Genomic DNA, 13,702 nt, shown 5'->3' on the forward strand with positions numbered 1-13,702 from the left:
AGCGAATTAACCCAGCCTGCTGGCTCCTACGGGTGTTCTGTCGCGTCGCTGGCAGCTCCATGATCCTGCCGACCCGCCTCCCAGGCGGAGCGGAGGACGGCATCCTGATAGGGATTGTGGGCAACCCACCAGGCGGTGATGCGGCCCCGCTCGTAGGCCATGTCCACGCTGTCGTCCTCCGCAGCCTCCGGCGCCCGCCAGCGGGCCAGGCCGCGCTGGATCAGGGTGCGGGCATCATGGCTAACCACCAGCAGACAGGGCACCAGCAGCAGGCTGACCAGGGTGGCGAACAACACGCCAAAGGCCAGGGACACCGCCATGGGAATCAGGAAGCGGGCCTGAACACTGGTTTCGAGCATCAACGGCGCCACCCCGGCGAAGGTGGTGATGGAAGTCAGCATCACCGGTCGCAAGCGGCCGCTGACCCCTTCGATTACCGCGTCGCGCAGGCGCATGCCGTGGGCCCGGAAGCTGTTGACCGCATCGATCAGCACCAGGTTGTCGTTGACCACCACCCCACTCACCGCTATCACCCCTACCAGGGACCATAACGTCAGGCTGTAGCCCAGCAGGAAGTGGCCCATGAAGGCACCCACCATGCCGAAAGGAATCGCCGCCATTACCAGCAGCGGCTGGCCGTAACCGCCAAACAGCACAGTGAGCAGGAAGAAAATCGCCGCCAGGGCAATCAGGTAGCTGATCGACAGATGATCGAGGAAATCCTGAATCGCCGCCTGCTTGCCGGCCACCGTCCAGCCGGCCTGTTCATCCGCCGTCTGCATGGGCGCCAGCACCTGTTCGCGCAACGCCGTCATCACCTGGGCCGGTGAGGTCACATGTTCATCCACGAAAGCGCTGACGGTGGCACTGCGCCGACCATCGTAATGACTGATCATGGCCGGTACCTGGCGGCGATCCAGATCTGCCACCGCCGCCAGCACGGTGATTTCCCCATCCGGCAGCTGCACCGGCAACCGTTCCAGGTCGCTGATACGGCGGCTGTCGCCGCTGGCCAGGCGCAGCATCACCGGCACCTCCTGATCCTGTTCGAACCAGCGATCCAGCTCGATGCCATGGAAGGCATTACGGATCTGCAGGCCCAGTTGCTCCGCCCGCAGGCCCGCCAGCTTGCCCTCCTCGCGCAGGCCGATATCCACAATGGTGCGCCGCGCATGCAGGTTGTTGGCCACCTCGTGAACCCCTTCCATACGCGCCAGGGCCAGCGCCGTCTGTTCGCTCAATCGTTGCAGGGTGGCCAGATCCGGGTGGAACAGGTTGACGTGAATATCCGGTTTGACCTGCATCAAGCTGGCGTGGAATTTTACTGACAGGGCATCGGCAATCGGCCCGTGCTGGTCGCGCCACAGGCTGGCCAGCTCCCGGGGTGGCAAGGCACTGGTATCGCCGCCAATGGCGAGAGTCACCCGCACTCGGAAACGGGCGCCGGGGTCGCGGGCATTGGAGGTTTTCTGGCGTACTCCCTGCTCGGCAAACACCGCATTCACGGTGACCGGCTGATCATCACTTTCCAGCTTCTGCAACTGCGCAGACAGCTTGCGGGCGGAGCCTTCCAGGGCCTGCACTTCGCGCAACAGCCGCGCCTCGCCAGTGCCCTGGGGGAACACCACTTCCGCCATCACCCGGTCACCCTCCACCCGGGAGAACAGCACCATGGTCAGCCAGCCGCTGTTGACCAGGGCGCAGCAGAAAATAAACAGCCCCACAAACACCACCACCAGCACATAGCGCCAGCGCAGCGCCCGGCGCAGCAGTGGCCGGGCGCGGTGCTCCAGCCAGCGGTCCAGCCCGGCGTTGATACGGGTGGAGAGTTGCTCGGACTTGCGCCAGATGCCCCGGGCCGGTCGGTCATAGCTGAGATGAGAGGGCAGAATCCACAGGGACTCCACCAGCGACAGCGCCAGAATGGCCATGGAGACGATGGGAATCACCCGCATCAGCGCCCCTTCCGGACCAGGCAGGAACAGCAGCGGCGCAAAGGCAAACAGGGTGGTGAGCACCGCAAACAGGATCGGCCGCGATACCCGCTGGGCGCCGGCGATGGCCGCCTCCTGGCCGCTCATGCCGCCCTGGCGACGCTGATGGTCGATGCTTTCACCGACGATCACCGCATCGTCCACCACGATGCCCAGCACCAGAATAAAGGCGAACAGGGAAATGGTATTGAAGGATTCCCCCAGCACCGGTAGCAAGGCACAGGCGCCCAGCATGCACACCGGAATCCCCAGTGCCACCCAGCCGGCCAGGCGCAGGGTGAGAAACACCCCCAGCATCAGGGTCAGCAGCACCAACCCCTGCAGGGCATTGCGCCACAGCAGGTGTGAGCGATCACGGAACTGGGCGGCATCATCGCTCCACACCCGCAGGGCCACACCGCGGGGCAGCTCCGCTTCCTGCAGATAGCTGCTCACCGCCCCGGCCACGTCCAGCACGTTCTGGTCGCCCACCCGGTAGACATCCAGAGCCACCGCCGGCTGGCCGTCCAGCCAGGCGGCCTGACTGTCCCGGGAAAAGCCATCCTCGATATGCGCCACATCCCCCAGCCGCAGCAGATCGCCCTGCTCCGACTGGCGGATCACCAACTGCTCATAGGCGCCGGCATCCCCCGGTTGCTGGCCGGTCTGTAACAGCCAGTCACCCCGGTCGCTGCGCAACAGCCCCCCGGCGACACGCTCCACGCTTTCGCGGGCGGCGGCGGCCATGCCTTCCAGGGTGAGCTGGTAGCGGTACAGATCATCCCGCGCCACGGTCAGCGCCATTTCCCGTTCCGGCAGGTTTTCGATATCCACGCTGGATACCGCCTCATGATTGAGCAGCTGCCGGCGCACCTGGTGAGCAAGCTGATAGATATCCTGGCGGGAGAGGCTGCCGCTGAGCAGCAGCCGCACCACCCGGTTGCGCACGATAAGCTCCTGCACCCGCGGGCGCTCGGCATCGCCGGGCAAGGTGTCCAGCCCTTCCAGGCGGGTACGGATCTGCTCCAGCACCGCGCGGGTATCATGGCCCTTGAGCACATCCAGTTGCACCGAACACAGCCCCTCACGGGCTTCGCTGATCAGCTCGGTGCCCCCTTCCACTTCGTCGATGGCGGTTTCCACCGGCGTGCAGACCATGGCTTCCACGCTTTCCGGGGTGGCCTGGGGCCAGGCCACGTAGATGCCGATGCGATCCAGCGGCACGTTGGGCAGGGTTTCCTGGCGGGTGTGGGGGATGGCCATCAACCCCGCCAGCAGCAGGGTCATCATCAGCAGGTTGGCCACTGCACCATTACGGGCAAACCAGGCAATACTGCGATTCACAGCGTCGTCTCAGTGGCAGAACGGTCGGCCAGGCCACCGGCGGGGGCACGGGGATCGATACGCATGCCTTCCAGTAATTGCAGATCACCGGCCAGCACCACCCGTGAAGACGCGGTCACGCCATCGTGCAGGTACAGGTAGTCGTCATCGTGGTGCAGTACCGCCACGGACTGACGGCGCAGGCGCTTGTCCTTATCCAGTACCCAGACCGTCTTTTCACCGGCCTGGGCTGCTCGGGGCAGCACCGCCACGTTGCGGGTGGGTGCACCCCGTAGTTCCGCCTGTACCAACACCCCGGGTTCCAGGGGCAGACCGTCTTCGGCATTGGTGACCTGAACGATCAGGTGCATCATGCGGTTCTTGTTCAGGCCGCCCTCACGGCGCACCACCTTGCCCTGCCATTCACCATCACGGCCGGCGAAGCGTCCGCGCAGGGTAACGCTGACCTGCCGCAGGGTCTGTTCATCGCCGGGCATGATGCCCAGTAGCGCCAGCCATTCATCGCGAACCGGCAGCCGCACTTCCACCTGGTCTTCCTGATACAAGCGAGCCAGTACACTGCCGGCCTGAATCTGCTGGCCGGCCATCACCTGCACCGCCTTCAGACGGCCACTGATGGGCGCGACCAGTGTGGTCTGTTCCAGGTTTCGCTGGGCCTGTCGCAGCCCGGCACGGGCGGAGGCCAGCCGGCTGTTGGCCTCATCCAGTTGCGGCTCGAAACGACCCAACGCGGAAGATCGTCCGGAAGACCCGGACACCCGCGCCCGCGCCCGGGTTTCTTCCAGATGCAGGCGGGCAGCGTGGACCGCGTTCTGCTGCGCGGTGACTTCCAGGGCAAAGGGTTCCGGATCCAGCTTCAGTAGTACCTCGCCGGCGGTCACCCGGCCCCCATCCGCCAGCAGCGGCGACACTTCCTGAACCCGGCCGGAGACTTCCAGGCTCAGGGGCAATTCATGACGGGCACGCACCAGACCCTGGCTGTGTACCGGGATCACCACGTCCTTCCACTCCACCTGCCAGGTATCCAGGGCGAGGATGGATTCTTCGCTTTTCAACGCAGGGGTTGCCGGCGGCACCAGATACAGGGCAACCACCGCCAACCCCATGGCCAGGGTCGCCAGCAGGGCCACCAGCGCGCGCAGGCTGAGGAACCGCTTCATGCCGCCACTCCCACCAGCCCATCCACCCAGCGTTGCAGACATTGCTGAGCCACCGCCTGCGACGCACCCAGGGACGGATGAAGCTTTAGCGCCAGGTTCAGGCTGCCGTTGACGATCATCATGCCGTTGGCCACCGGGTGATTGGGGCTGCCCGGGCCACAGCAGACGAACACCGTATCCGGAGCCAGACCAGCGGAGACAAAGTCGATTTGCCACGTTCCCAGGTTGGAAAAAGAGCCCGCGTGCTGCGGGCCGTTGAGCAGGCGGCCACACAGCCAATCCACTCCCCGCTGACCGATTACCCGGCCAATGCGGGCCAAGTGCCAGTAACGCCAGTGAATATTGGCTTTCAGGTAGCGGCGGATGGTGTGATCCAGCTGTTCAGGCGTGTCATCCCGATCCACCGTCAGATAAAAGGCGCTGGACAGGTTCATGTCCGGCCGCCCCATGGGCACCACCCCGCGCATGTTCACCGGGAAACACCAGCTCACCGGGCCGGACCCCGTCATCAGGGTCTCCACCACCGCCCGGTGCAGAGCCAGCAGCAACAGGCTGTTGAGCGACACCTGCATTGCCTCGGCCCGTTGGCGCAGGGCACGGGTCTGCTGCGGCGTCAGCCATTGCACCAGAGGCTCATCCGGTTGCTCATGGGGAGGCGTGTCGAACACACGCCACCGGGGTGGTTGCGGCAAGCGCTGCTCCGGCCGGGCCTGCCAGCGACGCCAGAAAGACGGCGCGCGGGTCTGACGACTGAGGGGCATGCCAGGCTGACGCACCCCCATGCGCTTGAGGGATTCGGCGATCCCCCCCACGCCATCATGGTCACGATGACGTAACGCCACGGTATCGCGCTTGCCGGTACCCGGATTGATGAAAATAAATTCGATGCGGTCATCAATACCGAGCCGGGCGCGAGCCCGGTACCACATGCCGATGTAATCTGTTGCGCTGGCACTCACAGCCGGGCTACCTCCACATAGGGCAGGCGTCCATCGAGCTGGTCACGGGGATCGCCGTCGTAACTCACCAGAAAGTGATCGCTCAACAACAGGCGACGGCGGTAACGCGCAGGCACCTGGGCCAGCGGATCCTGAGTAAAAAAGCCACATACCAGCGCATCATAGTGGCCATGGAAACGGCTGATGGCATCGTCAAGCAACAGTCGCAGTAACTCCGGTCGATTGTCCTCCACCACCACGCTGTGCAGGGTCAGGTAGGACAACACGCCACCAGGAGCAGGCAACTTCATGCCACCGCGCAACATACTGTGGGTGTTGTAAAGATGGCGCATGACGCCCATGCCGCGAGCATAGCCCAGCACACGGGTCTGCTTGATGCCCTGCTGATCCCAGAAACCCACCAGGCCCTTGAGGACGCCACCAATCCACAGACCGATAAAGTTACGTGGGCTGAGCCCGTAGCAGTAGGCATCGCCGCGCACACGGGACACATCCCAGTAGGGGAAAAACTGTTTCTGCGAGCCCTGGTAGCGCAGCAGTTGGGAAATGGCATCCAGGTCCGCCTCGCCGGTCTGGCGAATGACCACATCATCGGGCAATCGCCGGCGACGGGCCCTGGTATAGAGCATGCTGGTTTCGATGCTACCCGATGGGTAATAGGTGGGCAGCCCGGCGCGGCCACTGGCCACGGTGGACAGGGAGGCCATGTTGTCGCGCAACACCGTGGTCTGCATCCACTCGCCTTCCGCCAATTGCTTGCGCAGCTGACGAAACAGCCGGTGCAGAATCATGCCGTTGCGACATTGCGGGGCGATGCGCAGATCGTGGGCGTAACGCACCGGCTGCGCCTGGCCGTTTACCCACACATGGCGCCAGCCCACGTTGTAGACCGCACCGATCGGGCCTTCTCCCTCGCTGGGTTCCGCCACCCAGACATCTGGTTCTTCGCAGGTCACCCGGGCGCCACGAAAGTAGTCCGGGTTACGTTCAAAATTGAGGGTGACCGCCCCCGGCTGTGGCGTGCCCTGCAACAGCGACAGGATGGCGCCATTGTCCTCTTCCCGGGCCTGGCGGATGCGGTAGCTCATAGCACCACCTCCCGGGCCAAGCGGGCCGATACCTGCGAGTGGCGAAGCCACGTTGGCAGCTCACCGGGCCAGTACTGCAGGGACTCCATCTTGATGTTGCCCTCGATCATGCCGCGCTCGCGACACTGCTGCAGATAACGCTCACGCATGTCCGGGTGAATCACACAGCGCAGCGGTGCCAGTTGTTCCAGATTGCGGGCCAACTGGTAATGAAAGTGTTGCTGCAGGGCCGCGTCGAGAGCGTTGGCCACTTTTGCACTTTCAAGGCTCTCCCCTTCCAGCAGCAGCAGATAACCGGGGATACCCTCACCGGCATCCTCCACCGCCACGGTACACACCGGCAGGGTTTTTACCGGCAAGGTGATCTCCGCCATGGCCGCATCCAGCGCAGCCGCAGTGAGCTTTTCACCCACCAGGTCCGTGGTACCGGCACGGCCAAGGAAGGTCAGCGCAGGAATGCCGCCCGGCAAGCCATCCACCCGCACCAGATCTTTCAGCCGATAGCGCAACAGGCCACTACCGGTACTGAGCAACGGCATCACTTCCTGCCCTTGCTCCAGCTCCCAGGGCGCATAGATGGCGCCATCGGACGGATCCTGGAATTCATAGACATGGCTGCGATAGGCCAGCGCATGCTGCCCCTGATAGGGAATAGTGACAACACCTTCGGTAGCCCACAGCCCCTTGCCCTGGAACGCCGCCTGCGGCAACAGGGCATGCAGCTGCCTGGCCCAGGGACCGGATGCGGCGGTCTCCCAGGCACTGACCAACGCCAGTGACGGCCACAACGTCATAAAGAAATCCGCACTCAGGCGCCCATCCCACTGACGCAACAATGCCGCTGCGCGAGGTGAGCGAGGGCAACACTGGGTACGACTTCCCTGCATGCGCTTGCCCCAGGAACCGCTCGCCAGCACCTCTGCCAGTTCCTCGCGCCACAGGGCCATGGACTTGAGCAGACCCAACCCGAAGGTGGGACTCCAGATGGACATCATGGACAGGGAGGAATCACTGATCAGATAGGCCAGCGTGGCAAACAGCGAATCCTCGGAAGTCCGTGCCAGTGACACATCCTGGGGCACCGCCTGGGTGGCACCGGCCAGCAGCCGCTTGCCCATGGACATGAGCTGAATATCGTCATTGATGTCATCGCGCATGTTGTCGCGCAGTGAGGTGGGCACCCAGGACATGGACCAGTAATGGCGGCCCTGTCTGAGCCGCGGGAACTGACGATACAGGTCCACAATCCAGGGACTGATCGCGCTGTCCAGTTCCGACAGGAACTGGCGGGTATAGGGAATCCATTTGATCGCAGAAGTCGACCCACTGGTGGGCTGGTAGCGAACCACCGGAGACTGAATCAGGGCATTGCCGCCCATCTCGCGGGCGCGATTGACCGGATCGCGCCAGTGATCGTAATCACTCACCGGTACCTGCTTGGCAAAGGTCTCCCATTGCCAATCCGCCGCTATTCCCTGACGTTGACCGGCTTCACAAGCTGCCACCTTGCGCAGCAACAACGCCTGTTTTTGTCTTTGCACACTTTCCAGCCGTGCCCGCCCGGCGGCAAAGCGCCGCTCACCCGGCCAGGCGGCCATTTTGAGCAAACGATGTCCGAACATGGTCACCCCGGTTTTTATTCGCAGGCCACTGCTGCAATTTGTGTTTTTGTTTTTCTGCGTTGTTTGCGCCACAGGGAGAACGGATAACTCAGCAGCAGGGAGAAATTGATTTCCCCGATACAGGGCAATTCGGTACCCCGATTCCAGGTAGGGTTGCGTGTTTCGAAAAACTGAATCTTTTCGTTTTTCTGACGCATTTCTGCAGTAATGTTTGCCACATTGGACTTCAGGTGAGTATAACCATCGCCAAAATCCAGCAATTTATTTTCCACACAGTAGTAGTCGGAAAATAAACGCTCGCAATAGGAATCGACCAGGGTTTCAAGCTCAGCGTTCTTTCCCTCCGGATGTGGGTAGTAAGTGTGGAAGTTATTCGCCATCAATAAATAGGTTTTATAGCCTTTTGATATCAGCAACCAGAAGAGGGGACGAAAAGGATGGCGCAACTTCTCACGGATCATGCGCAGGAAAAAAGTCACCTGCAGGGCACGGCTACCCCAGTATTTTTCTTCCATGATTGTATCGCCGCTAAAAACCCCTTTTACCCGGCGGCCATCCACATTCATATCCAGGGTTTTCAGGGTAGAGAAACCAACCACGCGCTTGGTCGGCTTTTCCTCCACCAGAATCACGCCACTTTTTTCCACCATGTCATGACAGAAGACATCGAGACTTACATTTTCGTAGTACCCCGAGTAAATCTCATACATTCTTCGCATTATAGGAACTGATACTTTGGAAAGGGGTAGGTAACGAGCTTTAAGGGTTTCAGTTTTTTCCCTTTGCATTTTTCTGCTCCATGATTATTTTTATGCACAAAAAAGCGGGGCTCATCATGTCCATGGAAGGTGACCGACTTAATAGTTAAAGCGGCCATTTTTTTGTTAAAAAGGGCAAGAGGTGTTTAATACCTACGAAATACAACGCCTAATGAGAGCGCCGTCACAAGCCTAACAACAACTTCATCAGGCATAATAAAAATGAAAAACGATGGAATGGCACTCGACGTTCCTCTTATCTCAGTCCGTTATGCCCGCCGTTTTTTGCGGTTTGTACAAAAACAGGGAATAAGTGGAACGATGGTGCTCGATGGTTCCGGGATTGATAGCAACATGCTCGAAAATCCCGACGCTTATCTTTCCATGCGACAAACCCAGCATCTTCTCCATAACGGTAACCGGCTTCTTAACGACCCTACTGCCTCGTTCCGCTTCGGGCAGGAGCTGGATCTGCAAGGGCATGGTATTTTCGGTTTTGCTCTTCTTCGACAACGGGATTACCGCAAGCTGGTAAATATGGTGGTGCAGTATCTGCGTGTTTCCCTGCCACTGATGGATATGGAAATTCACTGTACCGGTGAATTGATCTCCATTCGCCTTCACGACAACTGGGACCTGAAAAAACTCAAACCCATGGTGGCGAATATCTATATGGGTAGCATCCATACCCTGGCATCACTGGTATGCCGTAAGTTCACGTTCGAATTTGATTTTGCCTGCCCCGGAAACAGCATGGCCTGGCAACATCTGGCCGAGGGCGTAGAGGTAAAATTCAACAGGCCTCACAACCGGGTTTTGATGCCCCTATCCGGTCGCCAGGCAAGGGATGACGATACCAGCGTGGCCACCTACCTGGCCGCCGCCCGATCACGGGAGCAGATTCAGGGTGATGACAGCCTCAATGTGGTCATGAAAGTGCGGACCGAAATCATGAACACGCCTGGCCGTGACGGCACTCTGGAACGGGTTGCTCAGAAACTGGGGATGAGCCCACGCTCGGTAAGGCGGCACCTGGGTCTGGCCGGCTTTTCCTTCAGCGGCATTCGCAACGACATCCGTGAAACGTTCGCCAGCCGCTATTTGACGGAAACGGACATGCCTCTGGAAAAAATTGCTGATCAGCTTGGATACAGCGACCAGGCCAGCTTCAGCAAGGCCTATCGCAGCTGGACGAGACGTACCCCGGGGGAAGTCCGTCGTGCCAGTCGCCCTGACCGTAACTGATTGAAATTGACCTAATCGCTCCTGGGACAGGCGCTTGGGTTTTTCCATTTCCCCGTCATTGCCACTAGTATCAAGGTCACCATGCTGCACACTTCCATACCAGCAATAACAAGCAGGATAGATCCATGAAGAAGTTGATTATCGCCGTCGCTACGGCCTTTGCCCTCACCGCTTCGCTGGCCGCCCAGGCCGAACCCATCAAACGCAAAATCTGTGTCTTTGATATCGTCGGCAACGTTGGGCCGGTAATGAGTGCCATGAAAGACTGGCAGGCAGCCGCGGTGGGTTGGGGGCTGGAAGTGGAGCTGATTCCCCATACCAACGAAGCCATTGCTGCCGAGGATCTCAAGGCCGGCGTCTGTGATGCTGCTCTGATCACCGGTATCCGTGGCCGTAATTTCAACAAGTATGCCGGCACCATCGATTCCATTGGCGCCATTCCCTCCATGGAGCATATGGAAGTGGTACTGAAAGTGCTGGCGCATCCGCAAACCGCCGACAAACTGTCCCAGGGGTCCTACCAGGTCATGGGTGTGGCCCCGGCCGGTGCTGCCTATATCTTCGTCAATGACCGGGAGATCAACTCCCTGGCCAAGGCGGCCGGCAAGCGTGTGGCGGTACTGGAGTACGACGAAACCCAGGCCATCCTTGTCTCCCAGGTAGGAGCAACCCCGGTTGGGTCCGACATCACCAATTTCTCCACCAAATTCAACAATGGTGTTGTCGATGTGATCGCCGCCCCGCTGGTGGCCTACGATGCTCTGGAACTCTACAAGGGGCTTAGCCCGGATGGTGGCATCATCGACTATCCGCTGGCCCAACTGACCATTCAGCTGATCGCCAAGAAAGACCGCTTCCCCGCCGACATGGCACAGAAATCCCGCGAGTATTTCTATAACAACCTCGACCGCATCACCGAGCAGCTGGACAAGGAAGCCCAGAAAGTCGACCAGAAATGGTGGGTACAGATCCCAGAGGCGGACAAGAGAGAATACGAAGTGATGATGCAGCAAGCCCGCGACCAACTGCGCAACGAGGGCTATTATGATCCGGACATGCTCGGTCTGCTGCGCAAGGTACGCTGCAAGATGGACCCGGCACGGGCGGAGTGCACCTAGGAAAGCAGTTGAAAGTTTCAAGTTGAAAGTTACAACGCGAGATAGTCCGTCTCGTTGTTAACGCAAAGAGGCCGCGCCCAAACTATTGGCCGCGGCCTCTTGCATTTCAGTTCCTGAAACAGGCAGGCGCGTTGCAACTTGGAACTTTCAACTTGTAACTCATCAAAGCCCCAACTGCTTGGCAATCACCTCATTCATGATCTCATGGGTGCCGCCGCCGATGGAGAGGATGCGGTTGTCACGGTACAGACGTTCGACCACGGTGCCGCGCATGTAGCCACTGCCACCGAATAATTGCACCGCGTCATAGGTAACCCGGTCGGCACAACGGGTGGCCACGTTCTTGGCCATGGACACATCCAGCACACAGTTTTCGCCAGCAGCAATCTTGGCAGCCACCCGATAGGTGAACTCGGTGCTGGCTTTCACATCAGTGGCCATTTCCGCCAGCTTGTGGCGGGTAACCTGGAAGCCGGCCAGGGGACGACCAAAGGCTTCGCGCTCTTTCACGTAGCGCATGGCCTCATCCAGCGCCAGCTGGGCGGTGCTGTTGGCCGTCACCGCCAGTATCAGGCGCTCCATCTGGAAATTGCTCATGATGCAGTAGAAGCCGCCGTTCTCCGGGCCGATCAGGTTTTCCGCCGGCACCCGGCAATCCTCGAAGAACAGCTCGGCGGTGTCGGATGCCCACCAGCCCATCTTCTTCAGCTTGCGGCCCACGGAGAAGCCCGGAGTACCCTTCTCAACCAATAACAGACTGATACCACCGTAGCCCTTGTCACCAGTGCGCACCGCCACGGTGTAATAGTCCGCACGCACGCCGCTAGTGATAAAGGTCTTGGCGCCGTTCACCACGTAATGGTCACCATCACGCACAGCACGGGTGCGCAGATTAGCTACGTCAGAGCCACCATTGGGCTCGGTAATGGCCAGGGCGGAGATCTTCTGCCCGCCAATCACCTCCGGCACCACCTTCTGCTTCATGCCATCGCTGCCCCACTTCCAGATCGGCGGCAGACCAATATCCAGAGAGCCCAGGCTGGCGCAAAGGCCGCCGGACGAACATCGCACCAGCTCCTCGCAGGCGGCAATCTTCATGAACACATCTTCGCCGGTGCCACCGAATTCTTCCGGGGCATTGATGCTCAGGATGCCGGCGTCGGCGGCCTTGTTGTACAGCTCGCGGGGGAATTCACCGGCTTCTTCCCAGTCATCCACATGGGGCAGGATTTCCCTTTCCACAAATTTGCGAACGGTCTCGCGCACCATCTGGTGGGTTTCATTGAAATAATCCAACGCGCTCACAGGGCCTCCTTTTTATTAGCTAACCTAGCGCTTGCTTGGTCGCTAACATAGCAGAGGGAGGCAGCAGGAGGCCAGGGTGGTATCTGACGCTTTCTGTGGGAAGCGATGCTTGCATCGCAAAGAGGTTAGGCGGGCGGGCTTATTCGCGATGCGAGCATCGCTGCCCGCAGGGATAAGGCGCCTGTTTCACGCAAAAGGACGGCGACCGCGCAGAGCCTGGGCCAGAGTGGCACCGTCGACGAATTCCAGATCGCCGCCCATGGGTACCCCCTGGGCGATGCGGCTGACGGTAACGCCGGCCTCCTGGGCCAGATCCAGCACATAATGGGCGGTGGCTTCCCCTTCCACGGTGGTGCCGGTAGCCAGAATCAACTCGTTGATTTCGCCTTGCTTCAAGCGCTGCTCAAGCACATCCAGCCCCAGTTCCCGGGGGCCGATACCATCCAGCGGCGACAATTCACCCATCAGCACGAAGTACTGACCGCGGTATTCGCCGGACTGCTCGAAGGCCAGCACATCCGCCGGCGTGGCAACGATACAGACCAGGGTGGAATCCCGGCGGGCATCGCTGCACACCGGGCAGAGCGCCTCTTCCGCGTAATTACGGCAGCGCTGGCAGTGTTGCACCCCATCCATGGCCGCATGCAGGGCATCGCCGAGCCGACGGCCCTCTTCCCGACCACGGTCCAGCAGGGCATAGGCCATGCGCTGTGCGGAACGTGGCCCCACACCCGGCAGACAGGTAAAGGCGTGGATCAACTGATCAACCAGCGGCGCATGCTTCACAGACAGCGCCCCTTATGGCTTGAAGCCCGGCGGAAAGGGAAAACCGCCGGCCATGTTCTGCATGTTGTCCTGTTGCTGTTTTTCCACCCGACGCACAGCGTCGTTGACGGCAGCCGCCAGCAGGTCTTCCAGCAACTCCTTGTCCTCACTCATCAGGGAGGCATCAATGTCCACGGCTTTGACGTCGTGGCGGCCATTCATGGTCACCTTGACCAGGCCGGCACCGGATTCACCGGTCACTTCCGCGTTGGCGGCCTCGTCCTGCATCTTTTTCTTCTTCTCCTGCATGGCCTGGGCCTGTTGCATGAGAGAGTTGATATCGAAATCCATCATTGTCTCCACCC

Annotated in this window: 11 protein-coding genes; 2 read left to right on the forward strand and 9 right to left on the reverse strand. The window is 60.5% G+C overall.

Translation table 11 applies throughout. The annotated features are described in order from the left end of the window. Positions 1–26: 26 nt before the first annotated feature. From KZ772_RS06485 to KZ772_RS06510, 6 genes are read right to left on the reverse strand one after another with little or no spacing between them, the layout of a single operon-like run. Positions 27–3,317 carry an efflux RND transporter permease subunit gene (locus tag KZ772_RS06485; RefSeq protein ID WP_290539000.1) on the reverse strand — a complete coding sequence of 1,097 codons (3,291 nt, stop codon included), beginning with the start codon at positions 3,315–3,317 and terminating at the stop codon, positions 27–29. Beyond that, the gene (locus KZ772_RS06490; protein WP_290539001.1) at positions 3,314–4,477 is read right to left on the reverse strand and encodes an efflux RND transporter periplasmic adaptor subunit; all 1,164 of its coding nucleotides are present in this window, start codon (positions 4,475–4,477) and stop codon (positions 3,314–3,316) included. Before KZ772_RS06490 ends, KZ772_RS06485 begins: the two co-directional genes overlap by 4 nt. Then, positions 4,474–5,436, reverse strand: coding sequence for a hypothetical protein (locus tag KZ772_RS06495; RefSeq protein ID WP_290539002.1), 963 nt, complete (start codon positions 5,434–5,436; stop codon positions 4,474–4,476). The genes KZ772_RS06490 and KZ772_RS06495 overlap by 4 nt, the downstream gene beginning before the upstream one ends. Continuing rightward, entirely contained in the window at positions 5,433–6,524 is a 1,092-nt protein-coding gene (locus KZ772_RS06500) for a hypothetical protein (RefSeq protein WP_290539003.1), read from the reverse strand. Before KZ772_RS06500 ends, KZ772_RS06495 begins: the two co-directional genes overlap by 4 nt. Continuing rightward, entirely contained in the window at positions 6,521–8,146 is a 1,626-nt protein-coding gene (locus tag KZ772_RS06505; protein WP_290539004.1) for a GH3 auxin-responsive promoter family protein, read from the reverse strand. The genes KZ772_RS06500 and KZ772_RS06505 overlap by 4 nt, the downstream gene beginning before the upstream one ends. A 14-nt stretch (positions 8,147–8,160) precedes the next feature. Next, positions 8,161–8,934 carry a hypothetical protein gene (locus tag KZ772_RS06510; protein WP_290539005.1) on the reverse strand — a complete coding sequence of 258 codons (774 nt, stop codon included), beginning with the start codon at positions 8,932–8,934 and terminating at the stop codon, positions 8,161–8,163. Between the two features lie 207 nt (positions 8,935–9,141). Here KZ772_RS06510 and KZ772_RS06515 point away from each other — a divergent pair, with 207 nt between their 5' ends. Together KZ772_RS06515 and KZ772_RS06520 are read left to right on the forward strand one after the other, a co-directional pair. Further along, a complete protein-coding gene (locus KZ772_RS06515; protein ID WP_290539522.1) occupies positions 9,142–10,149 on the forward strand; it encodes an AraC family transcriptional regulator in 1,008 nt (335 codons plus the stop codon). A 125-nt stretch (positions 10,150–10,274) separates the two neighbouring features. Next, positions 10,275–11,267 (forward strand): putative solute-binding protein, encoded by a 993-nt coding sequence (locus KZ772_RS06520; RefSeq protein WP_290539006.1) that lies wholly within the window; start codon positions 10,275–10,277, stop codon positions 11,265–11,267. Positions 11,268–11,429: 162 nt separating this feature from the next. On the opposite strand, the gene KZ772_RS06525 is transcribed toward KZ772_RS06520, so the two are convergent. From KZ772_RS06525 to KZ772_RS06535, 3 genes are all read right to left on the reverse strand, one after another. Beyond that, complete coding sequence (locus KZ772_RS06525) at positions 11,430–12,572, reverse strand: acyl-CoA dehydrogenase family protein (protein ID WP_290539007.1); 1,143 nt, start codon at positions 12,570–12,572, stop codon at positions 11,430–11,432. Between the two features lie 186 nt (positions 12,573–12,758). Continuing rightward, positions 12,759–13,358: a recombination mediator RecR gene (gene recR / locus KZ772_RS06530; RefSeq protein WP_290539008.1), complete on the reverse strand. Its 600-nt coding sequence runs from the start codon at positions 13,356–13,358 to the stop codon at positions 12,759–12,761. Positions 13,359–13,370: 12 nt separating this feature from the next. Continuing rightward, positions 13,371–13,688: a YbaB/EbfC family nucleoid-associated protein gene (locus KZ772_RS06535; protein WP_290539523.1), complete on the reverse strand. Its 318-nt coding sequence runs from the start codon at positions 13,686–13,688 to the stop codon at positions 13,371–13,373. Positions 13,689–13,702 lie beyond the last annotated feature (14 nt).

Source organism: Alcanivorax sp. (assembly GCF_019431375.1).
In the GTDB taxonomy this organism is placed as follows: Bacteria; Pseudomonadota; Gammaproteobacteria; order Pseudomonadales; family Alcanivoracaceae; genus Alcanivorax; species Alcanivorax jadensis_A.